This is a genomic window from Enterobacter sp. R-1.6.2 (assembly GCF_035064085.1).
Taxonomy (GTDB): Bacteria; Pseudomonadota; Gammaproteobacteria; order Enterobacterales; family Enterobacteriaceae; genus Enterobacter; species Enterobacter asburiae_B.
This window is the reverse complement of sequence record NZ_JASEYI010000003.1, coordinates 80468-106902: the sequence shown is the minus strand read 5'-3', so window position 1 is coordinate 106902 and position 26435 is coordinate 80468. Positions and strand designations below refer to the sequence as shown.

Genomic DNA, 26435 nt, shown 5'->3' with positions numbered 1-26435 from the left:
AGTCTGCTCCTCCTCATGATGAGCCGCCAGAGGCGGCTCGGGACATATTAGTTACCGGCCTCACCGATACGCTCAGCCTGCTGCAGGTTCTCTTTGGTGATCAGCGTCGGCGGGTAGTCGGCCCCGGTGATGGCTTTCTTCTCGCGCACGTTGGCCACCAGCTGGCTCATCGCCGTCTGTACCGCAAAGCCCGGACGCTGATCCGCCGTTACCGCCAGCCAGCCGTCGCGCACGCGGGCCAGCGCTTCCGGCACCGCATCAAACCCGGTCACGAGGATTTCGCCCGGCTTCACGCCCTGGCTCTGCAGCGCTTCAATCGCGCCCAGCGCCATATCGTCGTTGGCGGAGAGGATCACCTGCGGACGTTTCGGCAGCGAAGGCAGAACGCTTTCTACGATGCGCATTCCTTCAGAACGCATCCAGTTGCCGGTCTGATCGGCGACGATCTTGTACTTATCCCCGCCCGCCTTCAGGCTGTCGCGGATCCCTTTGGTGCGTTCAATGTTGGAAGAGGAGCCCGGCTGGCCGGTGAGGAGAATGATGTCCGCGCCGTTGGGGAATTTGGTTTTGACGAAGTCGCCAACCGCCTGGCCGCCCTTGTAGTTGTTGGCGCCAAAGTGCGGCACTTTCTTCTGGCTGTCGACGGAGCGGTCGAGGGTGACGATCGGCAGCTTCGCATCCTGAATCTCATCCACCGCGCTGGAGACCGCGTTGACGTCGTTCGGGGAGACGATAAATCCCTGCGCCCCGCGGGTGATGGCGTTTTCCAGGTCAGCTACCTGCTTCGGCGAGCTGCCCTGTCCGTCCAGCACCTGAAGCTTCACGCCCATCTCTTTTGCGGCTTTCACCGCCGTGCGCTGCATGTGAACTTCAAACGGCATGGCCAGGTTTGGCGTACTGAAAACAATTTGCTCGTTTTCGGCGAGGGCGGCCCCGGACGTCATGGCGATGAGGGCGGCTACGATCAGTTTTTTCATTATTATGTCTCTCTGTGTAGGGTTGTTGTGTTTAGAGGACGATCTCGCGCTGGCTGCGCAGTGACTCCAGCGCTTTATCCGCAAGGTACAGCGCACGTTCACCATCATCGCCGCTGCAGTCAGGCACCGCTTCGCCGCGCAGGACCGCAACAAAGTGTTCCCATTCCGCGGCGTAAGCGGATTTGTAGCGCTGCAGGAAGAAGTGTTCCGGCAGCGCGCTGGTGCAGCCCTGTTTGCCGTAGTGCTGCACCTGGTTTTCCAGAATGTTGCCCGCGCACAGCAGCCCTTCGGAGCCGTGCAACTCCAGGCGCTGGTCGTAGCCGTAAGATGAACGGCGGCTGTTGACGATGGTCGCCATCGCGCCGGAGGCATATTTCAGAACGATAAACGCGGTATCAATATCCCCCGCCTCGCCAATCGCCGGATCCACCAGGTTGCTGCCCTGGGCATACACCGACACCGGCTCTTCGCCCATGATGAAGCGGGCCATGTCAAAGTCATGAATGGTCATATCGCGGAACATGCCGCCGGAGACGCGCACGTACTCCGCAGGCGGCGGAGACGGGTCGCGGGAGATGATGAGCAGCGATTCCGGTTTGCCGATGCGCCCGGCCTGCGCGTCGGTTTTCACGCGGCGAAACTGCGGGTCAAAGCGGCGGTTAAAGCCGATGAACAGCGGCACGTCGTACTCATTGACCACCTTCAGGCAGTCGCGCACGCGGGCGAGGTCAAGGTGTACCGGCTTTTCGCAGAAGATGGCCTTGCCGTGGCGGGCGGCCATTTCAATCAGATCCGCGTGGGTGTCGGTGGCGGAGGCGATCAGCACGGCGTGAACGTTAGGGTCGGTCATCGCCTCGTTCAGGCTCTGCTGGCGGGCCTGATACTGCGCGGCGAGACGGGTGGCAAATTCCTGATTCGGGTCAACCACGGACCAGAGCGTGGTCGCGCCGTGGCTGGCGATGTTAGCTGCATGTACCTGGCCGATTCGGCCAGCGCCCAGTAAAGCAATGTTAAACATAACGGCTCCCGGTGTTGGTGAATGCTGTGAACTAACGACCCTATAAATAAAACATTTATTTCATTTTTATAAATAGTGAAAATTATGTTTTTGAGTGCGGGTTAACACTTTTGAGATGAATGAGATAAATTTTGTTATCAATCTCACAACATGAGTGGACGTGCGGCAACTCCCCTCACCCCGGCCCTCTCCCCAATGGGGCGAGGGAGAAAAGCGCGCACCAAACTATCCCCTCTCCCCGTTGGGGAGAGGGTGAGGGGGAGGGGAAAATGAAATGAAAATTTCGTTACGAAGAGAAAACTCAATACTGGCGGGCTTTTTTCACCTGCGCCTGCGTTTGCTCAGCGGCCTCACGCACGGCAGACGACGCCGCCACCTGCGCATCACCGGTTCGCCACCAGGAGGCGTAGTCGTGGGTCATGGTCTTCGGCAATACCTTGATGTCCAGCAGCGTCGGGCCGGGATGCGCCCTCGACGCCTCCAGTGCCGCCAGCAGGCTTTGCTCATCGTTCACCCGCCACGCGCGGCAGCCGTAGCTCTCCGCGTTTTGCGCAAAGTCGACCTTCACCAGCGGCCCGTCGAGACGCCCGGTTTCCGGGTTGCGGTGGCGGTTTTCGGTGCCAAAGCTGCCCATGCCGTGCCCCATCTGCAGGTTATTAATGCAGCCGAAGCTGGCGTTATCAAACAGCAGAACGGTGACCTTAATGCCCTCCTGAACGGCGGTTTGCAGCTCGGAGTGCAGCATCATGTAGGAGCCATCCCCCACCATGGCGTACACCGGCAGTTCGGGTCTGGCGAGCTTCGCGCCGATGGCCGCCGCAATCTCGTAGCCCATGCAGGAGTAGCCGTACTCCAGGTGATAGCTGTCCGGCGTTTTGACCTGCCAGAGGCGCTGTAAATCCCCTGGCAGCGAACCGGCCGCGCCCACCACGATGGCGTTATCTTCAACATGCTGGTTGATCAGCCCCAGCACCCGCGTCTGGGTCAGGCGGGTGTTGAGCGCCTCGCCGTACTCCGCCAGCTGCGCATCCAGGTGCCCCGCCACTTCGGGCGCATCGTCAGAACTCCACTGGCGATCCCACAGGCGGCGGCACTCGTCGCGCCAGGCGGCCTTCGCCTGAGCGATCGCCTCTCCCCAGCCGCTGCGATAATCCCCGAGCGCGTGGGTCAATGCCTGGAGCCCGGTTTGGGCATCGGCAATCAGCGCGGTGGCGTCCAGCTTCAGGGCGTCAAACTCGGCCATGTTCAGCAGCAGGAATTCGACGTCCGGATGGGAAAAGAGCGCCTTGGAGCCGGTAGTAAAGTCGGTAAGGCGCGTGCCGACGCCAATCACTAAATCGGCCTGCGGCGCGAGCTGGTTGGCGGCCATTCCCCCCGTCACCCCTATGCCGCCCAGGTTAAGTGGGTGGTCACTTACCAGCGATCCCTTTCCGGCCTGGGTTTCGGCAAACGGCAGCCGCAGCGTCTCGACAAATTCGCGAAACGCCTCATGCGCGCCGGAATAGCGCACGCCGCCGCCGCACACCACCAGCGGACGACGCTTGCGGGCAATCAGCGCCCGCGCCCGCGCCAGACGCTGCGGATCGGGCGGACGGCGTTCGATGTGATGCACGCGACGCGCGAAGAAGCTCAGCGGGTAGTCCCAGGCCTCTCCCTGCACGTCCTGCGGCAGGCAGATGGTCACCGCGCCGGTATTGGCGGGGTCAGTAAGCGTTCGCATCGCGCTTAGCATGGCGCTCATCAGCTGCTCGGGGCGGTTGATGCGGTCCCAGTAGCGGGAGACCGGACGGAAGCAGTCGTTGGTGCTGATGCTGAGATCGTGATACTGCTCGATCTGCTGCAGCACCGGGTCCGGCTGGCGGCTGGCGTAGATATCGCCCGGCAGCAGCAGGAGCGGGATGCGGTTCGCCGTGGCGGTGGCCGCCGCCGTGACCATATTGGCGGCGCCCGGCCCGACGGAGGAGGTGACGGCAAAAATGCGCTGACGGCGGTGCTGTTTGGCGAATCCCGTCGCCATATGGGCGATACCCTGCTCGTTGCAGCCCTGCATTACCTGCAGATGGCCCGGGTCCTGCTCCAGCGCCTGGCCGATACCGAGCACGTTGCCGTGCCCAAAGATGGTCGCCACGCCCTCCACGAAGGGCGTTTCGTTGCCGTCCACGCTGACGTACTGTTGATTAAGGAACCGGACCAGCGCCTGGGCCATGGTCATACGTTCGGTTTGCATAAAACCTCCTGTCAGCCCAGCGTTGGCATAGAGAACGCAGCGCCAGTCTCCTGCTGCATTTCCGGCCAGCGCGCGGTGATAGTTTTCATTCGGGTGTAGAAGCGCACGCCGTCGCTGCCGTGAACGTTGAGCGCGCCAAAGATGGAACGCTTCCAGCCGCCGAAGCTGTGGAACGCCATCGGCACCGGGATCGGCACGTTGACCCCCACCATGCCCGCCTGCACCTCTTCGCAGAAGCGGCGCGCGCAGCCGCCGTCGCGGGTGAAGATCGCCGAACCATTACCATATTCATGGCGGTTAATCAGATCCACCGCGCTGGCGTAATCTGCTACGCGCACCACAGAAAGCACCGGGCCAAAAATCTCTTCTTTATAGATGGTCATCTCCGGGGTGACGTTATCGAACAGCGTCGGCCCGACGAAGTACCCCTGCTCGTGCCCCTTCACGCTGAAGCCGCGACCGTCCACGCGAAGTTTCGCTCCCTGCGCTTCCCCGCTATCGATGTAGCCCAGCACCTTGCTGCGGTGCACGGAGGAGATGAGCGGCCCCATTTCGTTTTCCGGCGACTGGTCCAGGCCCGGCCCCACGCGCAGCGCGGCAATCTGTTTCTCCAGCCGGGCGCAGAGGTCATCGGCAGTTTTATCCCCCACCGCCAGCACCACCGAGAGCGCCATGCAGCGTTCGCCCGCCGCGCCGTAGGCCGCGCCCATGATGGCGTTGGTCGCCATCTCCATGTCGGCATCCGGCATGAGAATGCAGTGGTTTTTCGCGCCGCCCAGCGCCTGGCAGCGCTTACCGTGGGCGGACGCGGTCTGGTAAATGTATTCCGCAATCGGCGTGGAGCCGACAAAGCTCACCGCCTGCACGCGCGGGTCGGTCAGGAGCACGTCAACGGACTCCTTATCGCCCTGCACCACGTTGAACACGCCGTCCGGCAGGCCGGCCTCTTTCAGCAGCTGCGCCAGCGCCAGCGCGAGAGAAGGATCTTTTTCCGACGGCTTCAGCACGAAGGTGTTGCCGGTCGCCAGCGCAATCGGGAACATCCACATCGGTACCATCGCCGGGAAGTTAAACGGCGTGATCCCGGCACAGACGCCGAGCGGCTGCATCAGCGAGTGGCTGTCGACGCCCGTGCCGACGTTCGCAGAGTGTTCACCCTTTTGCAGATGTGGGATGCCGCAGGCAAACTCCACCACTTCCAGGCCGCGGGTCAGTTCGCCCACCGCGTCGGAGAAGACCTTGCCGTGCTCTTCGCTGATGATGCGGGCCAGTCGCTCCATATTCTCTTCCAGCAGCGCCTTGAAGCGGAACATCACGCGCGCGCGCTTAAGCGGAGCATGGCGCGCCCATGCCGGAAACGCCTGCTGCGCGGCGGCAATCGCCTGCTCCGTTTCCTGCGCCGTACTCATCACCACCTGGCGGATCTGCTCGCCGGTGGCCGGGTTGAAGATCGCCTGAACGCGCTGGCCTGAACCGGTGACACATTCGCCGTGAATAAAATTCGCTACCGTCTCCATCCTTAACCTCTCGCTGTTGATACGTGACTGTTAACTGAACACTGTGTACTGAACACTATATATGAAACAAATATTCCATTTTAAGTTGAAATAAAATAAATGATGATTATTGTGATCAAGGATGGATTTTTATGTTAACAGCCAACAACACTGACGCAGCGTGCGCTATTAAGGGATTTCGGGCGAGGAAATGACTGAAGTTTCTGTTTCATTTTTGCTGCCAGATGGATGGCCGACATTTAAAAGACGCGGTTTTGCGTTTAGAATCATAAGACTGTATTTGGGGGATAACATGACGACAGCAACCAGCCTGAACGAACTGCAGCAGCAAATCCGCGATCGCTACGATAGCCTGAGCAAGAGGCTGCAGCAGGTCTCCCGCTACGTGCTGGATAACACCAACAGCGTGGCCTTTGACACGGTTGCCGTCATTGCCGAGCGCGCCGACGTGCCGCCCTCGACGCTGATCCGCTTTGCCAACGCCTTTGACTTCACCGGCTTCAACGAAATGAAACAGCTGTTTCGCATGAACCTGGTGGAGGAGACAGCCAGCTACAGCGACCGCGCCCGGCTGTTCCGCGAGATGGAGAGCGAGGCCGTGCCGGAAACGCCGCTCGATATTCTGCAGGAGTTCGCCCGCTCGAACGCGCAGGCGCTGCAGCAGCTGGCCGCCCGCGCCGAGCCGGAAATGCTGGAGCGCGCGGTGCAGCTATTGGCCGACGCCGACACCATCTACATCGCCGGACTGCGCCGCTCCTTTAGCGTCGCGGCCTACCTCACCTACGCCCTGAGCCATCTGGAGTGCCGCCCTATCCTGCTCGACGGGATGGGCGGCATGCTGCGCGAGCAGATTAGCCGCATTAAGGCGCACGACATCGTGGTGTCGATCAGCTTCTCGCCGTACGCGGAAGAGACGGTGATGGTCAGCGAAACCGCCGCCAGCGTCGGCGCGCGGCAGATCGTGATTACGGACAGCCAGATAAGCCCCCTGGCGACGTTCAGCGATCTCTGCTTTGTGGTGAAAGAGGCGCAGGTGGACGCGTTTCGCTCCCAGTCGGCAACGCTGTGCCTGGTGCAGTCGCTGGTGGTGGCGCTGGCGTATCGGTTGGGAGAGGGGAAGTAAGGCAATAAAAAAACCCCCTGCACAGGCAGAGGGTTTTGGTGTTAATTCAGCGGGTAATTATTCCCACACAATTACCAATAACAATAAAAAAAACATTATAAAACAACACAATGGTAATCACACACTACTCAACACCATGAAAAATACCCTTGTAGAAATGCATGGCAGCAAGGATAGCATTGTAACGGAGTGTAATCGGGTTTATGGTCAACGCATAGTGTCACGCATCCGCCAACCACGGGAACTCGCATTCAAGGCCTAATGTCCGGGCCAGTCTGATTGCGGTTTTTAAGATTGTTCCACCAGAAGGAAGATATGCGGCGATTCGAGTCGTTTGCGAATGTCGGCTTACTGGAAGTCATTCTATGCAACAGTCACCGGACGTTCGTACACTTCACGTTTGCCGCAATAGAGGTGCATTAAAGCTAACCTTACCTGATACAGCCCTGTGCTAATTGCGTGGCAACAAGCTTGGCCCATTTACATTTATCAAATGACGTCGTACGGCACACATAACATAATATGTCAGCCACTGTTCGATGACTCAACAATTCTGAAAAAGGGAGGCGCATGAATCGCCATTTCAAAAGGGACTTTGACGACCGTGTCAAATTGCCACAAAGTGTATTTGGGCGGGTAGACCATGTCGTTACGTCAGGGCCTCCGGCCAACATTGTGCTAATTGCAGTTGATGCAATTGACGTCAAGTGGCTGAACGACCAGGCAAAACAAGACCCGCGATTTGACATCAATAGTCCTATAAAAGCAGCTGGGGCTTGGAAGAGCCAAGGCTTCCCAACACCCGGAACTCCGAGCATCTTTGAAAGCGCCCCACTATTTCGCATTGAAGTAGAATTAGATGCCAGAACAAATCCATTTGAACTGCCATTCTTGCCTGACTATGACGGACTAAATACGAACAAGGGTACGCAGGCTTTAGAGGGCGCATGGTTTAAGTTCGAGGTGTCTGCAACCCACCGTAAAGGGTTCACGCCTGCGCTAATCTACCCAGGCTTGTTCGCCACGCCAATTTCTGCGTTTGTTCAGGGAACAATGCCGAAACCTGTTCACGCCAATGCTCTGGCAGGAATATTTTCGTTGCAGCATTTCCCAAAAATATCGGGAGCTTGTCTTCAAGCTACTCTCAAGGGAACTCGCGCAGACATGCTCGCTGTCTACGATGTTGGGCAGGGAAACGCAAACGCTTTACTCAATGCGAATTCAGACATCACTTGTCATCCGCTGCCGTCGCTCTACTTTGACCTTGGTGCTGGGGTATATCGTAACAAGCACACAACGCCGACTCCCCTGCTTTTCTGCTTTACACTCTGCCCGCCAATTATACTGTCACACTGGGATGCAGATCATTGGGCTGGAGCGTACGCGACTGGAGTCGGTACTCCGCCAACCTATCCCGCACTTCTGCGCACATGGATTGCGCCACTACAAACTGTCGGACCACTGCACATTGCCTTTGCAAATGACATCATTGCCCAAGGTGGCAAACTCTCCATCTACAACCCGCCCCCGGGGGGGATTGATACGGTCGCACTCTCTATGAGGACTGAACTCCGATTGGCGCTCGGAACTGGGAATGGCAGAAACGACACTGGAATTGTTGCGGTAGTGGAGAACAGAAATCTAAGTCCCAGTAGAACCTGGCTTCTAACTGGCGACTGCAACTATACGCACATCGAGCCTTCATTAGCGCCTAAAAACCCTATAGCTGTGGTAGTCCCTCATCATGGAGCAAACCTTAATGGAGGAGCCGCTGCACCAAAACCATTCCGCGGTGTGAATGAGTACTGCCGCCTGCTCTATTCGTTCGGCCACGACAATGCACACGGGGCAACAGGTGTCCGCCACCCGACGCTCAACACGGCGACACTAAATATAGGAGCTGGGTGGGATCATGGAGCATGGCATTTACCCACTCCGGCTGATAAGGACCCTAACTCCTTCGATGACGTCAGAGCGACCGCACGACATACTGTTGCTGGAGCCACTGGCGCAAATCTTGGTGGTATCCTGGTGGGCTGGAACGGCCTTCCCGCAATATTCAAGTCCCCATGCGGTGGTGGTATAAGCATCCAGTGCACCACAACACCAGGACTGAGCTAGAGGCAGCCCGAATATGTGTCTATCGACGTCCACGGTCTGGAATCTTGGTTGCTTCTCTGAGTGTGAATTGCATTTACGGAGTAGTGAGTGCAGGTCAGGAGTTCACTTACCGTGCACTGGATCAATGTGCCTTTGAGTGTGGTGTTGAGTTGCGCTTAATCCAGCCGGGCAAGCCAACGCAGAACGAATTTGTTGAGAGCTTTAACGGACGATTTCGCGATGAATGTCTGAATTAGCGCTGGTTCAGCGATATGGGAAATCATTAATGACTGGTAGCGGGATTATAACGAGTGCCGTCCACATTCAATACTGAATTATCAGACGCCATCAGAGTTTGCAGCACGGTGGCGAAATGGAAAATGTTAAGGTAAACAAACTGCCCCTACTAACTGACGATTGTGTCTAATACTAGGGGCAGATCAATCAGTCCCACAACGATCCCTGGCGGATTTTTACCACTCTAGTCTTTTGAACAATTCCCTTGATGTATAAATGTTCAGCAAAGTATAATTACTGGACGTGGAAAAATAATTGATATGCTATGGATACAATGAATATTGGATTAACTGAAATATTATCATTTGCTGCATTAATTGTATCGGTATTCAGTATGCTGTATGCAAAAAAGCAAAGTGATTTTGCAAAGAGAAATCATTTTAATGATTATCGCTCTCATTTATCTCAATCTCATCTGGCATATAGAAAAGCACTAATTAAAACACAAAACAAACATAAAAATGATCTTCTTGAATTAAGTAGACTTGCTGGGGAAACATTAGTAAAAATAGTTAACCATTTCGACCGATATGACACCAATCAACATGCAGAGAGATATCTAAGACATTTACTGCATGAAAGTTCAGAAATGGTTTTCCGTACATTCCAGGGGCAACTTGCCTGGCAAACTGCAGAAAACATATCACATAGATTTCACCAAATATCTTTTATTGAGGATAATCTCAATCCAGTTAAAAATATATTTGGAGATTGCTCTTTCAGGGAGGAAATCAATTTAAAGTATCATTTAGAACCAAATGCATATCTAGAGGCGGATTTAGTGAATGATACTTATTTTTGCAATCTGGTTCTAGAGATGAAAGCAAGACTTGATGAATCTAAACTAAAAGAGTTGATGAGCAACGTTCAAAAAGAAATTATTAACTTCAATACGTTGCACAACAATCTAAAAGCCAATCTTTCCATAAGTGCTAATTACCTTGACGATTTAATCCATCAGGGAAATAAAGAGCACTTCAAACTGAGAGAATCCCCACAACTTTACTCTGAAATGAAAAGAACAAAAACACAATTGAGAACATTAGGTTATATAAACATGCCTGAGGGCTTAGATAAGTCTTTAAGTGGGAAGGTTTATTTCTCAATATCCAAAAGTATCCATTTATGTGCTCTCCTTCATGCAATACAATGTTTATATTCATGGGGCTGGGACTATGAATAATAAAGTATTCTTAATTTAATACGGGAATTTAAATCTTTCATATTATTAAAAAGAACACCAATAGATAAAATTTATTGGTGTTCTTTTATCAAGTCAGGCAATTAAAAAGTCACCCACTCACTCCCACTCAATCGTAGCCGGTGGCTTACCGCTGATGTCATATACAACTCGCGATATCCCATTGACTTCATTGATTATTCTGTTAGACACGCGGCCTAAGAAGTCATACGGCAGGTGCGCCCAGTGCGCGGTCATGAAGTCGATGGTTTCCACCGCACGCAGGGAAACAACCCAGTCGTACTTACGGCCATCGCCCATCACACCGACGGAGCGAACCGGCAGGAACACGGTGAAGGCCTGGCTCACTTTGTTGTACAGGTCAGCTTTGTGCAGCTCTTCGATGAAGATAGCGTCCGCGCGGCGCAGCAGGTCGCAGTACTCTTTCTTCACTTCGCCCAGCACGCGCACGCCCAGACCCGGACCCGGGAACGGGTGACGGTAGAGCATGTCGTACGGCAGACCCAGTTCCAGACCGATCTTACGCACTTCGTCTTTGAACAGCTCGCGCAGCGGTTCAACCAGGCCCATCTTCATCTCTTTCGGCAGGCCGCCCACGTTGTGGTGAGATTTGATGACGTGTGCTTTACCGGTTGCGGAGGCCGCAGACTCGATCACGTCAGGGTAGATAGTGCCCTGCGCCAGCCACTTCACGTCTTCCAGCTTCAGCGCCTCTTCGTCGAATACTTCCACAAACACGCGGCCGATGATTTTACGTTTGGCTTCCGGATCGTTCTCGCCTTTCAGCGCATCCAGGAAGCGCTGCTCGCCTTCCACGTGAATGATGTTCAGACCGAAGTGGTCGCCGAACATGTCCATGACCTGCTGGGCTTCGTTCAGACGCAGCAGACCGTTGTCCACGAAGACGCAGGTCAGGTTTTTGCCGATGGCGCGGTGCAGCAGCATCGCGGTCACGGAGGAGTCCACGCCGCCGGAGAGGCCGAGGATCACTTTGTCATCGCCAACCTGCTGGCGGATACGCTCAACGGCGTCGTCGATGATTTTTGCCGGGGTCCACAGGGCTTCACACTGGCAGATGTCACGCACGAAGCGCTCCAGCATGCGCATACCCTGACGGGTGTGGGTCACTTCCGGGTGGAACTGCACGCCGTAGAAGCGTTTTTCTTCGTTCGCCATGATGGCAAACGGGCAGCTTTCGGTGCTGGCAACGGTCACGAAGTCAGACGGGATGGCGGTCACTTTGTCGCCGTGGCTCATCCACACGTCCAGCAGCGGTTTGCCGTCTGCGGTCAGGGAGTCTTCGATACCGCGCACCAGCGCGCTGTCGGTGACGACTTCTACCTGTGCGTAGCCAAACTCGCGCTCGTTAGAGCCTTCTACGTGGCCGCCCAGCTGCATTGCCATGGTCTGCATACCGTAGCAAACGCCGAATACCGGCACGCCAGCTTCGAACACGTACTGCGGCGCGCGCGGGCTGTTCTCTTCGGTGGTACTTTCCGGGCCGCCGGACAGGATGATGCCGCTTGGATTGAATTCGCGAATCTGTGCTTCCGTGACATCCCACGCCCACAGCTCACAGTAAACGCCCAGTTCACGTACGCGACGCGCCACCAGCTGAGTGTACTGAGAACCGAAGTCCAGGATGAGAATGCGATGTTTATGAATGTTTTCCGTCATTGACGCTAATTCCGAGGCAAGTGAAACAAAAACAGAGCGCCCGGCAGAAGCCGGGCGCGGAAACTTATCAGGAGCCCAGACGGTAGTTCGGGGACTCTTTGGTGATCGTCACGTCGTGAACGTGGCTCTCCTGGATACCCGCACCGCTGATGCGTACGAATTCCGCTTTAGTACGCAGCAGGTCAATGGTACCACAGCCGGTCAGACCCATACAGGAGCGCAGGCCGCCCATCTGCTGGTGAATGATCTCTTTCAGACGGCCTTTATACGCTACGCGACCTTCGATACCTTCCGGCACCAGTTTGTCAGCGGCGTTATCGGTCTGGAAGTAACGGTCAGAGGAGCCTTTGGACATCGCGCCCAGGGAGCCCATACCGCGGTAAGATTTGTAAGAACGGCCCTGGTAGAGTTCGATTTCACCCGGGGATTCTTCGGTACCGGCCAGCATGGAGCCTACCATTACGGCAGCTGCGCCCGCGGCGATCGCTTTGGCGATGTCGCCTGAGAAGCGGATACCGCCGTCAGCGATAACCGGAATACCTGTGCCTTCCAGCGCTTCAACCGCGTCAGACACGGCGGTGATCTGCGGAACGCCCACGCCGGTCACGATACGTGTGGTACAGATAGAGCCAGGGCCGATACCCACTTTCACCGCGCTGCAGCCAGCGTCAGCCAGCGCGCGAGCGCCTGCGCCAGTGGCCACGTTACCGCCGATGATCTGCAGATCAGGGTATTTGGCACGGGTGTCGCGAATACGTTGCAGAACGCCTTCGGAGTGGCCGTGAGAGGAGTCAATCAGCAGGACGTCAACGCCCGCAGCAACCAGCGCGTCAACGCGCTCTTCGTTACCGGCGCCCGCGCCAACCGCAGCGCCGACGCGCAGACGGCCATGCTCGTCTTTACAGGCGTTAGGCTTACGTTCTGCTTTCTGGAAATCTTTAACGGTGATCATGCCGCGCAGGTGGAAGCTGCTGTCAACAACCAGCGCTTTTTCAACGCGTTTTTCGTGCATTTTTGCCAGCACCACGTCGCGGGTTTCACCTTCGCGAACGGTGACCAGACGCTCTTTTGGCGTCATGTACACGCTGACAGGCTGGTTCAGGTCAGTCACGAAACGCACGTCACGACCGGTGATGATACCGACCAGTTCGTTCTCTTCGGTCACCACCGGGTAACCGGCGAAGCCGTTACGTTCAGTCAGGGCTTTCACTTCGTGCAGCGTGGTGGTTGGCAGAACGGTCTGTGGGTCAGACACGATGCCGGATTCATGTTTCTTCACGCGGCGAACTTCTTCCGCCTGACGTTCGATAGACATGTTTTTGTGAATAAAGCCAATGCCACCTTCCTGTGCCAGGGCGATAGCCAGGCGCGCTTCAGTCACGGTGTCCATTGCCGCAGAGAGCATAGGAATGTTCAGGCGAATGGTTTTCGTCAACTGCGTGCTGAGATCGGCAGTATTCGGCAGAACAGTGGAGTGAGCGGGAACGAGGAGGACGTCGTCAAACGTCAGTGCTTCTTTAGCGATACGTAGCATGGGCAATATCTCTGACCTGGGTGGTTAAATATTGCCGTGGCATTATACAGAGCGTAACCGATTGCATCTACACTTTTTTATAAAAAAGCTTGCGATTGCCTCTCAGCAGGTTACTATCGACTGAATAACTTGCTGATTTAGAATTTGATCCCGCTCACATGTTATCCTCTCAAGCCCCCTCAATTTATACCGTCAGCCGCCTGAATCAGACGGTGCGTTTGCTGCTTGAGCAGGAAATGGGGCAGGTCTGGATCAGCGGTGAGATCTCTAACTTCACGCAGCCGTCCTCCGGTCACTGGTACTTTACCTTAAAAGACGACACCGCCCAGGTGCGCTGCGCGATGTTCCGCAACAGCAACCGTCGCGTGACGTTTCGTCCTCAGCACGGCCAGCAGGTTCTGGTTCGCGCCAATATCACTCTGTATGAGCCGCGCGGCGATTATCAGATCATCGTCGAGAGCATGCAGCCTGCGGGCGAAGGCCTGCTGCAGCAGAAGTATGAACAGCTAAAAGCCCGGCTCTCTGCCGAGGGGCTGTTCGACCAGCAGTATAAAAAACCACTGCCCTCCCCTGCCCACTGCGTTGGGGTGATCACCTCGAAAACCGGTGCGGCACTGCACGATATTTTGCACGTGCTGAAGCGTCGCGACCCTTCCCTGCCCGTCATCATCTACCCGACCGCCGTTCAGGGTGACGATGCGCCGGGCCAGATAGTTCGCGCCATTGAGCTGGCGAACGCCCGTCAGGAGTGCGACGTATTAATCGTCGGGCGCGGCGGCGGCTCGCTGGAAGACTTGTGGAGCTTTAACGACGAGCGCGTGGCGCGGGCAATCTTTGCAAGCCTTATCCCCGTGGTGAGCGCCGTCGGCCACGAAACTGACGTAACGATAGCCGATTTTGTCGCGGACCTGCGCGCGCCTACGCCGTCCGCGGCGGCGGAAGTGGTCAGCCGCAACCAGCTGGAGCTGCTGCGTCAGATTCAGAACGGCCAGCAGCGTCTTGAGATGGCGATGGACTACTTCCTTGCCAACCGTACCCGCCGCTTTACCCAGCTTCATCATCGTCTTCAGCAGCAGCACCCGCAGCTGCGTCTGGCGCGTCAGCAGACCGTGCTGGAGCGCCTGCGTCAGCGCATGAATTTCGCGCTGGATAGTCAGCTTAAGCGCGCGGTTTCGCGCCAGCAGCGCGTGACGCAGCGCCTGAACCAGCAGAACCCGCAGCCGAAAATTTATCGCGCGCAAACGCGGATCCAGCAGCTGGAGTATCGTCTGGCGGAGAGCGTCCGGACGCGTCTGAGCACCACCCGCGAGCGTTTTGGCAATGCGGTGACCCATCTTGAAGCGGTCAGCCCCCTCTCCACGCTGGCGCGCGGCTATAGCGTGACGACGGCGACGGACGGCAAAGTGCTGAAGCAGACCAAACAGGTGAATACCGGCGATGTGCTGACGACGCGTCTTTCAGACGGCTGGGTAGAAAGCGAAGTGAAATCAATTAAACCGGTGAAAAAGACGCGTCAGCGTAAAACCGGATAATTCCTCGCCGGTTACTTACTATACTGCTGCTATTCCCTTTTTTAATAAGGAGAGCAGCATGCCCCATCTTCATAGCGTTATTCCCCCTTATATTCTTCGTCGTATTATCGAAAGCGGTTCCGAGCCGCAGCAGCGCTGTGCCCGTCAGACCTTAACCCACGTCCAGACGCTGATGGCCCACATGCCCGGCAAACCCGCCGCGCCGCACGTGAATAAAGCCGGACAGCTGGAGCGCGATATTTACGACGCGAAGCATACCCAGGAGCTGCCGGGTACCCAGGTGCGTTACGAAGGCCAGCCATCGAACGGCGATGTGGCGGTGGATGAAGCCTACGATTATTTAGGTATTACCCATGATTTCTTCTGGAAAGAATATCAGCGCGATTCGCTCGATAATAAAGGGCTTATTTTGACCGGCACCGTTCACTATGGCCGGGAATATCAGAACGCCTTCTGGAACGGTCAGCAGATGGTATTTGGCGACGGCGACGGGGAAATATTTAACCGCTTTACCATCGCCATCGACGTGGTAGCGCACGAGTTGAGCCACGGCGTGACCGAGACCGAAGCCGGGCTTATCTATTTTGAACAGTCGGGCGCGCTGAACGAGTCTCTGTCGGACGTGTTTGGCTCGCTGGTTAAACAGTACCATCTGAAGCAAACCGCAGATAAGGCTGACTGGCTCATTGGTGAAGGGTTGCTGGCGAAAGGGATTAACGGCAAAGGGCTGCGCTCAATGTCTAAACCCGGCACCGCCTATGACGATCCCCTGCTCGGCAAAGACCCGCAGCCTGCGCACATGAAAGACTTCATTAAAACGCGCGAGGATAACGGCGGCGTGCACCTGAACTCCGGCATCCCCAACCGGGCATTTTATCTGGCCGCTACGGCGATCGGCGGCTACGCCTGGGAAAAAGCGGGTTATGCCTGGTACGACACGGTTTGCGATCGCAAACTGGCGCAGGATGCGGATTTTGAGGCCTTCGCAAAGCTGACGATCGCGCACGGAGAGAAACGCTCCGGCAGCGACGCTGGTGCGGCCATTAAACAAGCCTGGGAACAGGTGGGAGTGTTGTAAATGCAGGTTCCGGAACTGACGGATGACGCCGTGGTTGAGCTGGCCCGGGAAGGCGGCGTCGCTTTTATTCCCAAGCTGAGCGGACAGCGCACCATCGCGCTCTCCTCGCTCAATGAGGCCCAGCGCCAGCGCCTGGTGAGCATCCTGGAGCAGGCTTTTCCACGCGGTCAGCCGCCGGGGCAAGCCTCTTCACCCGGCAGCGGCGACCAGCGCTATTTCCGCATCCAGATTATCTGGACCGGGCAAAATCAGGCGCACTACGCCGATATCATCGTGCTGGTGCCCGAGCAGGAAGCCCCCGAGTCGCTGGTCGAGCTGTGGCAGAAAGGCGAAGGCTGCGTCTGCGATTAACCTTCGGCCCGAACAAACTCCACGCGTTTTTTAGAGATAAGACCGTGGCCGTTCTGGCAGAAATAGTCCACCGCACCGCAGGCTTTTAATACCTGGAGCGGCTGATGGCACTCCGGGCAGCGGGCTTCAAGCGCAATATCTTTATTACAGCTGTCGCAGTGCGCTACCCCGTTCTGGGACTCCAGCGGTGCCTGGCATTCCGGGCAGGTAATCGACATATTCTCTCCTGTTGGGTTTTACCGGGGCATAACGCCGCCCCGGCAAGACCGAGCTTTATGAGGCGTTAGCAGCCGGTTTAGTCTGCGCATTTTCCAGCATGCGGCGCACCGGAACAATAAGGACGATCAGTACCGCGGCACAAATCAGCAGCGCGATGGAGCAGCGAGCGAAGAGATCCGGCAGCATATCCAGCTGTTCGGCCTTCACGTGACCGCCAATCAGGCCCGCCGCCAGGTTACCCAGCGCGCTGGCGCAGAACCACAGCCCCATCATCTGGCCGCGCATTCTTTCCGGCGCAAGCAGCGTCATGGTCGCCAGGCCAATCGGACTCAGGCACAGTTCGCCGAGCGTCAGCATCAGGATGCTGCCCACCAGCCAGAACGGCGACACGCCCGCTCCACCGCTGCTCAGCACGTTCTGTGCCGCCAGCATCATCAGGCCAAAGCCCGCCGCCGCGCACAAAATACCAATAACGAACTTGGTGATGCTGCTCGGGCGAATGTTTTTGCTCGCGAGCTTCGGCCATGCCCAGCTAAACACCGGAGCCAGCAGGATGATGAACAGGGCGTTGATTGACTGGAACCATACCGCCGGGATTTCAAAATCACCAATCATGCGGTTAGTGTAGTCGTTGGCAAACAGGTTGAACGAGGTTGGTTTCTGCTCAAACGCGGACCAGAAGAACGCCGCTGAAATCAGCAGAATAAAGCAGACCAACAGCCTGGCGCGCTCTTTACGGTTCAGCCCCGCAAAGACAAACAGATAAATAAAGTAGAGGGCTACGGACGCCGCAATCACGTAGACCAGCACGCTGGCTACCGCGACCGGGTTAATCACAATCACGCCCTGCGCAATCAGCGTCACGATCGTTGCCACGCCAGCCGCCAGCGCCAGCAGCCAAACGCCCACGCCGTTACGCTTCACCACCGGGCTGTTCCAGGTAGAGTCGAGGCCGACTTCGCCGTCATAGCGTTTCATTGCCGGAACGGCAAACACGCGGAAGATAATCAGCGCCACCAGCATCCCGATACCGCCTATACCAAAGCCCCAGTGCCAGCCGTGGGTTTTGATCAGCCAGCCGGAAATCAGCGGCGCGATAAACGAGCCCATGTTGATGCCCATATAGAACAGCGAGAAACCGCCGTCACGACGCGCGTCGCCTTTTTTATACAGGGTGCCGACCATCACCGAGATACAGGTTTTGAACAGCCCTGAGCCAAGCACGATGAACATCAGGCCGATAAAGAACAGGTTGTTCCCCATCACCGCAGAGAGCGCGATCGACAGGTGTCCGAGCGCAATCAGAATTGAACCGTACCAGACGGCTCTCTGCTGACCGAGCCAGTTATCGGCCAGCCACCCACCCGGCAGCGCGGCCAGGTACATGGTACCGGCAAAGATACCGACAATCGCCGAGGCGTTTTCACGCGCCAGGCCCATCCCGCCGTCATAGACGGTGGCGGCCATAAACAGGATCAGTAACGGACGAATGCCGTAAAACGAGAAGCGCTCCCACATCTCGGTGAAGAACAGGGAACCGAGCGGATACGGATGGCCGAAGAACGTTCGGCTCTCTTTTTGATTAACAGTGGATTGCATAATTCTCCCGAAAGGTATGTCGTCGTGCTTGTAAACACCAGCAGGTACGCCGGCCAGTTACGTATCTGGCCGATTTTTTACATGCGGCGAAAAGTTAGTTAACCATTTGATAACCAGGCGCTAGTTTTGTCTAGTACCAGACCCTGGACTTTAAGATGAAAATTCGACGATTGTCTACTTTCTTAGATTTAAACTTGGTTAAAAGTGAATAGTGATTGACTTCACACAGAGATAACCGGCGGTATGATTTGGCAAAAAAAAGCCCGCGATAAACGCGGGCTTTCGTGAGGCAGGTAAAGATTATTTGCTTTTCTTAATGTGAAAGACAAATACAGCACAAATAACATTGATTTTAAATGTTTTTATAATTCGACAAATAAAAATGGGTACAACCTTGTGTACAACAAAAATCAAAGTGCTCTGCTTTTTAGCTCACTTTTTGAACTACGAATGTTTCGCAGCTTCTCCGATCCCTTGCCGTAATCTTGCCGTGCTATCGAAACCTCACCGTATCCTTACCGTGATAGCCATTTTCTTATTGTATGATAGTGCTATCCCACAATAAGGAACCTGCCAGCCATGAGAATGACCAGCCGCAAAAAAGAGATACTCAGCTACTTTGAGCCGGATAACCTCGAATGGGTGACAGGTGAGATTGGTGCGCCGCCGTTCGATGTATCGGGCGTGGCCTACCTTCTTCATGGCATGGTGTCGTTCGATAATCGCCACCAGATAGAATCAACCCGGCGAACTCTTGAAAGTATGGTTGCTGGTGGGTTGCTTGAGCGGGTGACAGTGTACGAATCCCGGCAGATAAAAAGCGGCGGTGAGACTAGCGCAACGGTCGTGCGCTACGGTTTACCCGGACAGTGTGCCGTTGTGCGCGATAATGGCGGCGCTGATAAAGCGATTGATGGGGAATGCTGGCGGGTTGGCTAAGTCGAACGGGGCAGGGCGGAATAGATAAAAAAACATATGACGGGTTAATCTGCGTACTGGATTCAAGCCCTTATCTGGCGCGGATCTCGCTTCATATGGGCTTTGAGTCTGTCCAGTACAGTCCAGTATTTCAACATCGGTGACTATACGGATTGCTAACATGCGCCGCTTTTTTTAACCATTCGCAGATCCCGCCTTGCTTGCATTGAAACGGATCTCGCTAAACTCAGCTCAAGCCGTGCGATTCTGTCGGCATGTAGCCCCATGAGTCCGTTAATCAATGTCATCTCGCGCCATTCTTCTGTTCCCTGCGTCGGATTAGTCGCCAGTAATAGCCCGTATCTCTCAGCCAGCATGAGGTTTCTTGCACGATTTCGCACCAGCGGAGAAAGCGCCTCTCCTCCCTCAAATGGGAAGAATGCCCGCCGACTGCGTTCACCATGTTTGACGGCATTAGTATTACCCAATGGTGCGCCTGCGCCTTTCCGCTTGCCACCCCATCCCGATCTTGATTGTTGGTTATTTTTTTTCATTTAACGGCTCACTGTGCGCATTTTTGTGCGCAAAAACCTTAACAAACCCTAACAATACCTTAATAAAACTGTATATCTAACTTCCGCCATCTACTGCGAACGGATAGCGCCCAAGCCAGCAATAACAGGCATCTCCGCTATTTTTCGAATGAGCAATTCGCGCTTAGAAATTACTGCGAATTCGCAGTTAGCATTCGTCAGGTAGTACGCACGTTGAATACGCAGTTTTGCTGCGTACCTGACTGCGTACTGCGAACCAGTGGCGCGAACCTGAATATTCTGGACGACCTAAATCACGCTCTGGCTTCCAGCCTCTGCTGGCGCGGGTTTAGCGCTACTAGGGTTTAAAATCTGTCAAGAACAGTCCAGAATTTACAGCCGTTTTAGTGCGAACATTACTGCGAACAGTCGCCCCCGATGGTGGCCTGTCGTTGCTTCTTGCCGCCATTTAACCGGAAGGCGTTACCGTTCGGTTGCGCTATCCCCATGCGGTGTTGCGTTTCGGTAACAGCTTTATGCAGATCGCCAAAGTCCTCAACCTTCACGGGCGGGCGCTTCACGTTCTCCAGACACGTTTCACGGCGGCGCTTTATCCATTCCCGATCATCGTCCTCGGTGCATAACAGCATGACTTCCATCCATCGCGCGGCGGCGCGTCGGTACAGCCCCTTTGCTTCCAGAGCCTCTGCTTTACTATCGTTGACCATGCTTATCTCCCTCAGAATGGCGTTTCATCGTCGAATGGTGGGCGCTGGTCGTATTCATCACGGGATGGCTGCTGCGCACGTCTCAGCGCGTCCGTTGCCTGTCCCTGCTGTCCTGCCTTCCCGCCGGGGCGTACCGTTCTGGCGCTGATCACACTGTCGGCTACTACCTGATACCCCTGCTGTGTACCGCCGTCCTGCCCTGTCCACTGGTTGAGTTGCATATTGCCTGCCACGCTCACAAGGTCGCCTTTCTGGTGCTTTGCCAGCGCATCGGCCTGCTTCCCAAAAGCAATAACGCCCAGCCAGAAGGTTGACTCTCCCGCCTCTGCCGCATTACAGGGGAGCGACACCGCCAGCCGCGCCATCGCCATGTTGTTACCGTTCGTTGTGGTGCGGGTCTGGGGATCTGCCACCAGCCGCCCGTATGCTGAAATTTGTGCTGTCATTGTTACCTCACCGGATTATTAGTTTTGCTAATAGCGATTTCTTAACGTGGGACACCTGCCTATTTTTTTTTCATAATAAGCAGAAATAGTGTTGTCTCAGTTGTCTTTGTTGTCTCACGGCGCTACAGGCCGCGCCACGTCTGGATTTTGCCGAGACAACATTGATGATTTTGTGTTGTCTCACGCAGGGTAAATGTTGTCTCACTGCCAGCCAGGCAAAAAATCACACTTTCACTATGTTGTCTCAAAACAGCTAAATGTTGTCTCGCTGTTGTCTCAGAAAATGAAATAAAAACCTTATAAATCAATCAAATTTACAAACTGAGACAACAAAGACAACTGAGACAACACTAAAACTACGCATGTGAAAAAAGATCACTCCTCTGGCTGGCTGCTATCCTCTGCCATGAAGTTGAGCACATAAACGCGGATTTGCCTGCCATCCTCGCGCACACGTCCCTGATAACCTCTGCCGCTGGTCGGCGGGGTGAGCATCCCGACGCGTTTAAGTACCTCGGCAAACTGTTTGGCATTGAATCCCCGTGCGATCTCCTGCTCGAAGGTCGCCGGGAAGGTGTAAAAAATTATCGGGTCGCTGTCGTGGTTCCCCTTCTTCCTGTACCCAGCTAAATCACGGATCGGTAAATCACGGGGGTCATAACCCAGCGGCGCGTAGCGGCTCAGGCCATGAGCATTCAAAAACGCCTCCGTCTGCTCAATTATCTGCTGGTGCTCTTTGTTGCCCGTGCCGAACTCGCGCAGCCAGGCATTGTAGCTGTGCTGTATCGCATCACGGCACGTCTGATCGTCCCATCCGGTAACAACCTCACCCAGCAATAAAGCCGCCTCCAGAATGGCAAAACGTGCGGCCACGCGGTGTACCTGCTCGCCATAGTCAGCAGGAATAAGGCTGCGCCAGCGGGTTTCACAGTCACGAACGGTATCAATGGCCTGCTGCTGGTGGTCTGCCAGCCACCCGATCCACTCCCGCCCGGCAGCGCCGTGATGGTGCTGATAAGCGTCTTTCAGCGCGTCGGCGTGCTGTTTGCCGTTCTGGTGGTCGTGGAAGCGCACCGCCTTACTCAGCGGGATATTCAGCAGGCGCACCAGTTGCCCGGCTTTGGTCTTGCGTCCGGCGGTGGCTATGAAGGTTTCTAAGTCCATTTCCCCGGTACTGATCGCCACGGTGCGCCAGCGCTTTAAATCCCGGTTGCCGCCTTCCTTCGCCCCCTGCAATTTCCCCACGCCGTTAAACAGCGCGTAAGCAGACTGAGACACGCTTACCGGGTCTGCCCCTTGTCCGACTTCATCCAGTGGCATCAGCCCGTCATTGTGTGCTGCGGCTTCGTTTGCCAGCCCCAGCGCCGTGCCGTACCACGTCAGGCGCAATAAGTCCGGGTTGCCGTACAGACTGCTGGCGACGTTCGCTGTGGTGGTCTTACCCGCGCTCGACTGTTCATAGAAGTGAATCCCGAAACCATCAGCACCCGCCAGCCCGATTAACGGGGCTGCCAGTGCGGCGGCAATGCCTGTCATCATCGCGTAGTTACCGTATGCCAGCCGCGCAACACTGTTACGCCAGCTCTCTGAGGTTCCCGCCACGGTGTACCCGGCAGCGGCAGAACTGCGGCCACTGAATAAAACGGGTTGCGCAGGTGCGCCGATTATCTCCCCATCCGGCATGATGTATGCCCCGCACTGCCAGCCAGTAGCGTGAGCAACACGCCACAATTCACGGGAGCCGCTACGCTGTAGCCAGTCGGCCAGAATCGCCCGTAAGCTGCTTTTCGTGGTGACATTAACCCCGCCCGCTTTCAGGGTGCGCCAGCCTTCGCGCTCCCCGATATCAGCCAGGGGGATAGCCGCTGTTGTCGGTATGCCTGCGCCAAAGGCCAGCCAGCGCAATATCAGATACTGATCCTTATCGTCCCGCCCGGTGCCAATAACGTCCATCGGTGAGGCCAGCCAGCTTTCATTGTTGATAATCTCGCCGCTTTCCTTGTCCACTTTAGGCGTGATCCAGTAAACGCCATCTTTGCGGCTCTCAATGCGCGGTTTTAGAGGGTCTTTCTCTGGCTGGTCAGTTTTACCGCCCTCAATGGCCTGTAGTTGTGGTTTCACGGCATCCCCCTGAATCTGGTACATCGAATCATTAAAAGCGGCTGTAGCGGCTTCCAGCCCGTTTTGCTGGCGGTAGTCGTCCCAGTCGGCTTTATGGTCTGTCTGCGGCAGCGCCACCCAGCCAGCCACGGACAAGGCGGCTTTCTCTGCGGCATCTTTGCCCGTGTTCGCCTGTTCGTCCTGCTGGTGGTCGTTATCTGCGGCAATGACAATCTGCGCGGCTGGATACATCCGGCACATCACTTCGGCAACGGGTAGCAGGTTGCCAGCGTCGATTGCTGCCACTGTCAGCGCCTCCGGGCGCATCAGGTGAACAGACAGAGCGGTAGCCAGCCCCTCGGCAATTAATACGCTCTGAGGCTGTTCTGGTGCGTTTACCGCGTGATATGCCCCGCGCTTTGCCGAACCTGTCAGAAGTCGCTTTTCTCCATGCGGTGTAATAGTCTGCGCTGCTGCCACTGCGCCGGATTCGTCCACCAGCTCCAGCAATAACGAACCATCGGGCATAAGCGGGTATTTAAACCCGGTCAGCCCTTTTGATTGCAGGTACTCAGATTCGCCCCGTGTGACGCTCTGGCGCATTCCGGCATACAGACGGGCAAACGTAGCCCTTCGCTGCTCTGCGTCCTCTGCTGCCTGTTTCTGGCGCTCCTGCTCATGCCGCTGGCGGTCAGCTTCCAGTTGCCCCCTTCTCTGGCTGGCTGCTTTCCTGTCTGTTTCCGTCTCCCGGTAATCAATACCCAGCACATCAGCGGCAAGCTGTGCCGCCTCCGTGGTGTCGCAGTTGTTCACCTTCTTAATCAGGTCTAAGCCATCGCCCGCGCCGCACTGATTGCAGATAAAGCTACCGCGCCCGTTGTCGTCGAATCTGAAACGGTCTTTTCCACCACATGCAGGGCATGGGGAATGGCGGCGCGATGAATCAGGCACGTCGATAGACAGGCCAGCCAGTACATAAGGCCATCGCCCTGCTGCGGCGCTGGTCACTTCGCGGATAAGGTCGATATTACGCATTCGTGTCACCTCCCTCAGTGCGCCGCTGGCATTTCAGGCAAGCCGTTTTCATTCAGATCGGCAATGAATCCATCGTGTAGCTCTGCCAGCGTCTGACGCCCGAACGGGGTCAACTCGCCGCGCTCCGTGTCGATCATGGCCTGATAAAAAACAATGGCGTTCTCTGTTCCCTGCTCAACGCCGTAGCGCTCAATCATTGCGCCCTCGATGTTGTTTGCCATCGCCAACCGCTCAGCAAACGGGTAAATCACCATGCCCGCATTACCATTGGAGTAAATCGCTACCTGCGATGATGTGCCGTCAGACTCAGTAACGGAGGTTGTGCCGTTCTCGCGCTTCATTTCAGCAACGAAACAGGCCGCAATCAGCCAGCGCCACATAGTGACGTTATGCTGCGTGGTAAAGTCGAACCAGCCACGCGCCCCGCCATCAGCAACGGCAAAATGAATGGCGTAGCCGATATCTGGCGTATCGTCGTACTCTCCCGCATCCAGACGGCTTACAGCGCTCTCATAGGTTATAATGGCTACATGCTCATATATCCCGGCATCATTGCGGGTCATGATATTTACGCCGTGCGGCGTTGCCTCTGCGTGATAGCTCATGACTTGCCCTCCCGATATTCACGCATCACATAGTCAGCCAGCTTGCTTTCGGCTTCTTCCATTGCCTCCGGGACGCCATGCAGCAAAGTGAGGATTGAACCGATAAGACGCGGAAGGTCGGGGCTAGTGTCTTTGGTGGTGCTCTCCAGCCACATGGATAAAACAGCCTGTGCCTGTTCAATCTGACAGGTGGCATCAATCAGTTGTAACTGGCTCATGCTGCCACCTCCAGACGGATACGGCCTGCAAAGAAACAGACGTGATCCCGCGCCAGTGAACGGCGGGCTTCATGCTCAGACGGCGCGGCGATATGGTGAATTTTGGCGGTAATTGTCGGCATATCGCGGCGAACGGCTGCGATTAACCAGATGAATTGCGGATTTTGGGTAGGGGTAGTAGCCATGATGGCAGCCTCCTTTGTGTATAAGGAGTCACCACCTGAGTTTCCACGCTCTAAAGGGGTGGTGACGTTAACGGGGGTGGAAATACCGGACACAAAGGAAACCGGCCTGCCTTTCGGCAGCCCCGCCAACGCCACCATAGATACATTGCGGGCATTGCCGCTGAATTGGTGTGCGCTATGGCACGACACAAAAAAAGACGCTATTGGCGTCTGTGTCGCCTTTATGTTCAACGGGTTTCCACGCCCGGCACCAGATTTTGCTGGTGCGCTATAACCATAAACCGGGTTGGCGATAGTCGGCAAGCCCTTTTTTATGGACTCCAGAAACTCACCTTCGCGTGCGCGTCGATACTTCTCCGAAAACTCCTCGTCACCACGACGATAAAATGAGGGGCTGGCATTAGCTGGCGCTGTTATGCCAGCTTCGCATTCATGCGCGTGCGTACTTCTCCCGAAAACACCAAGATTTGTAAAGATCTGGCGGTGGCAAATGTCAGGTTTTGACAGGTTCCAAACGTCGCTATTTGTCGCAATCTGGCGGCGGGCTGCTTTGCTCCAGACGTTAACATTTGCATACATCAGGCCAGCCAAGGGAAAGGCTTTATTCTGGACGGTGGGCATTAGTGAACCTCCGGCAATTGAGGCTGATATTTGCGCCATAGCTCCGCTTCTTCGGCGATCAGGCGGGACTTCTCACCTTTACAGGCTTGCAGGTCTTTACCGCGCTTGCTGGCCTTCTTGTCGTAAGCTGCTTTGCGTTTGCTGTGGTCGTTCAGGAAGGCGAACGGCACACCATAGGAGCCAGTTTTACGAATAGACGGGATAACCTCGCGGAATACCCAGTTAGTGAAACGATGTGCGAACGTTCCGGCGGTGCTGGCCTTCCGGCTGCGGGCGATTAATTTGTAAAAGCCCGATTCGCAGACAGTACGCATAACCTGCAATCCACCGGGGGTGGGTGTTAAACACACCCCCTTTTCATCGGCATCTAATCGCCTCAATGCGACTTTGTGATCGGCTATTTCCAGTGCCTCACAAACATCTTTGGCGATAAACCACGGATCGCCATCCATATTGACGATGCGAACTTTGATACCCTCAAACCGGATAACGGAAATATCCCCCTCGACTGCTTGAGGAATTTTTTTCTGGCTAACGTAGGATTGTGGGGCGGCCTCCGAATTGAATCGGCTTTTTTCGATAGTCATATTTTCGGC

The 26435-nt window shown here is 55.7% G+C and carries 23 protein-coding genes and 1 pseudogene; 8 read left to right on the top strand and 16 right to left on the bottom strand.

All coding sequences use genetic code 11. The features are described from left to right. Positions 1–47: 47 nt before the first annotated feature. The 4 genes from QMN93_RS04240 to QMN93_RS04225 form a co-directional block, all read right to left on the bottom strand. Positions 48–977: a sugar ABC transporter substrate-binding protein gene (locus QMN93_RS04240; protein ID WP_023333011.1), complete on the bottom strand. Its 930-nt coding sequence runs from the start codon at positions 975–977 to the stop codon at positions 48–50. Between the two features lie 31 nt (positions 978–1008). Beyond that, complete coding sequence (gene iolG / locus QMN93_RS04235) at positions 1009–1995, bottom strand: inositol 2-dehydrogenase (RefSeq protein WP_064673753.1); 987 nt, start codon at positions 1993–1995, stop codon at positions 1009–1011. 301 nt (positions 1996–2296) lie between these two features. Beyond that, complete coding sequence (iolD, locus tag QMN93_RS04230; protein WP_193139809.1) at positions 2297–4222, bottom strand: 3D-(3,5/4)-trihydroxycyclohexane-1,2-dione acylhydrolase (decyclizing); 1926 nt, start codon at positions 4220–4222, stop codon at positions 2297–2299. An 11-nt stretch (positions 4223–4233) separates the two neighbouring features. Continuing rightward, positions 4234–5739, bottom strand: coding sequence for a CoA-acylating methylmalonate-semialdehyde dehydrogenase (locus QMN93_RS04225; protein ID WP_064673755.1), 1506 nt, complete (start codon positions 5737–5739; stop codon positions 4234–4236). Between the two features lie 292 nt (positions 5740–6031). Between QMN93_RS04225 and QMN93_RS04220 the strand changes: the two genes are divergently transcribed. The 4 genes and pseudogenes from QMN93_RS04220 to QMN93_RS04205 all read left to right on the top strand — a co-directional run bounded on the left by QMN93_RS04220 (position 6032) and on the right by QMN93_RS04205 (position 10442). Further along, the gene (locus QMN93_RS04220) at positions 6032–6862 is read left to right on the top strand and encodes a MurR/RpiR family transcriptional regulator (protein WP_064673756.1); all 831 of its coding nucleotides are present in this window, start codon (positions 6032–6034) and stop codon (positions 6860–6862) included. A 570-nt stretch (positions 6863–7432) separates the two neighbouring features. Next, positions 7433–8983 (top strand): hypothetical protein, encoded by a 1551-nt coding sequence (locus QMN93_RS04215; protein ID WP_226852665.1) that lies wholly within the window; start codon positions 7433–7435, stop codon positions 8981–8983. A gap of 92 nt (positions 8984–9075) precedes the next feature. Then, positions 9076–9349: pseudogene (locus tag QMN93_RS04210) on the top strand (transposase); the annotation flags it as partial. A 184-nt stretch (positions 9350–9533) separates the two neighbouring features. Beyond that, positions 9534–10442: a hypothetical protein gene (locus QMN93_RS04205; RefSeq protein WP_182383877.1), complete on the top strand. Its 909-nt coding sequence runs from the start codon at positions 9534–9536 to the stop codon at positions 10440–10442. A 117-nt stretch (positions 10443–10559) separates the two neighbouring features. On the opposite strand, the gene guaA is transcribed toward QMN93_RS04205, so the two are convergent. After that, positions 10560–12137 (bottom strand): glutamine-hydrolyzing GMP synthase, encoded by a 1578-nt coding sequence (gene guaA / locus QMN93_RS04200; RefSeq protein WP_033146195.1) that lies wholly within the window; start codon positions 12135–12137, stop codon positions 10560–10562. Positions 12138–12204: 67 nt separating this feature from the next. Further along, on the bottom strand, positions 12205–13671 hold the full coding sequence (guaB, locus tag QMN93_RS04195; RefSeq protein ID WP_023333022.1) for an IMP dehydrogenase: 1467 nt from the start codon (positions 13669–13671) through the stop codon (positions 12205–12207). A gap of 158 nt (positions 13672–13829) precedes the next feature. On the opposite strand from guaB, the gene xseA reads away from it, so the two are divergent. Genes xseA through QMN93_RS04180 form a run of 3 tightly spaced genes read left to right on the top strand, consistent with a single transcriptional unit; the run spans position 13830 to position 16632 of the window. Next, a complete protein-coding gene (gene xseA, locus QMN93_RS04190) occupies positions 13830–15203 on the top strand; it encodes an exodeoxyribonuclease VII large subunit (protein WP_069303172.1) in 1374 nt (457 codons plus the stop codon). Positions 15204–15261: 58 nt separating this feature from the next. Further along, on the top strand, positions 15262–16281 hold the full coding sequence (locus tag QMN93_RS04185; protein ID WP_048978850.1) for a M4 family metallopeptidase: 1020 nt from the start codon (positions 15262–15264) through the stop codon (positions 16279–16281). After that, on the top strand, positions 16282–16632 hold the full coding sequence (locus tag QMN93_RS04180; RefSeq protein ID WP_006811517.1) for a protealysin inhibitor emfourin: 351 nt from the start codon (positions 16282–16284) through the stop codon (positions 16630–16632). On the opposite strand, the gene QMN93_RS04175 is transcribed toward QMN93_RS04180, so the two are convergent. Both QMN93_RS04175 and QMN93_RS04170 read right to left on the bottom strand, forming a co-directional pair. After that, complete coding sequence (locus tag QMN93_RS04175; RefSeq protein WP_064673759.1) at positions 16629–16850, bottom strand: zinc ribbon domain-containing protein; 222 nt, start codon at positions 16848–16850, stop codon at positions 16629–16631. The genes QMN93_RS04180 and QMN93_RS04175 overlap by 4 nt on opposite strands. Before the next feature lie 55 nt (positions 16851–16905). After that, complete coding sequence (locus QMN93_RS04170; RefSeq protein ID WP_193139811.1) at positions 16906–18450, bottom strand: peptide MFS transporter; 1545 nt, start codon at positions 18448–18450, stop codon at positions 16906–16908. A 579-nt stretch (positions 18451–19029) separates the two neighbouring features. On the opposite strand from QMN93_RS04170, the gene QMN93_RS04165 reads away from it, so the two are divergent. Then, a complete protein-coding gene (locus tag QMN93_RS04165) occupies positions 19030–19389 on the top strand; it encodes a hypothetical protein (RefSeq protein WP_049015942.1) in 360 nt (119 codons plus the stop codon). Between the two features lie 155 nt (positions 19390–19544). On the opposite strand, the gene QMN93_RS04160 is transcribed toward QMN93_RS04165, so the two are convergent. The 8 genes from QMN93_RS04160 to QMN93_RS04125 form a co-directional block, all read right to left on the bottom strand. Beyond that, the gene (locus QMN93_RS04160; RefSeq protein ID WP_075202228.1) at positions 19545–19922 is read right to left on the bottom strand and encodes a hypothetical protein; all 378 of its coding nucleotides are present in this window, start codon (positions 19920–19922) and stop codon (positions 19545–19547) included. 395 nt (positions 19923–20317) lie between these two features. After that, positions 20318–20629 carry a PerC family transcriptional regulator gene (locus tag QMN93_RS04155; protein ID WP_023294295.1) on the bottom strand — a complete coding sequence of 104 codons (312 nt, stop codon included), beginning with the start codon at positions 20627–20629 and terminating at the stop codon, positions 20318–20320. Between the two features lie 11 nt (positions 20630–20640). Beyond that, complete coding sequence (locus tag QMN93_RS04150; protein WP_023294296.1) at positions 20641–21075, bottom strand: single-stranded DNA-binding protein; 435 nt, start codon at positions 21073–21075, stop codon at positions 20641–20643. 375 nt (positions 21076–21450) lie between these two features. Further along, the gene (locus tag QMN93_RS04145; RefSeq protein ID WP_323619219.1) at positions 21451–24210 is read right to left on the bottom strand and encodes a DUF927 domain-containing protein; all 2760 of its coding nucleotides are present in this window, start codon (positions 24208–24210) and stop codon (positions 21451–21453) included. Positions 24211–24224: 14 nt separating this feature from the next. Further along, the gene (locus QMN93_RS04140) at positions 24225–24815 is read right to left on the bottom strand and encodes a hypothetical protein (protein WP_045887667.1); all 591 of its coding nucleotides are present in this window, start codon (positions 24813–24815) and stop codon (positions 24225–24227) included. Then, entirely contained in the window at positions 24812–25033 is a 222-nt protein-coding gene (locus QMN93_RS04135) for a hypothetical protein (RefSeq protein ID WP_023063310.1), read from the bottom strand. Before QMN93_RS04135 ends, QMN93_RS04140 begins: the two co-directional genes overlap by 4 nt. Then, positions 25030–25878 carry a host cell division inhibitor Icd-like protein gene (locus QMN93_RS04130; RefSeq protein WP_233422274.1) on the bottom strand — a complete coding sequence of 283 codons (849 nt, stop codon included), beginning with the start codon at positions 25876–25878 and terminating at the stop codon, positions 25030–25032. The genes QMN93_RS04135 and QMN93_RS04130 overlap by 4 nt, the downstream gene beginning before the upstream one ends. Continuing rightward, on the bottom strand, positions 25839–26426 hold the full coding sequence (locus tag QMN93_RS04125) for a BRO family protein (protein WP_023294305.1): 588 nt from the start codon (positions 26424–26426) through the stop codon (positions 25839–25841). The genes QMN93_RS04130 and QMN93_RS04125 overlap by 40 nt, the downstream gene beginning before the upstream one ends. Between the last annotated feature and the right edge of the window lie 9 nt (positions 26427–26435).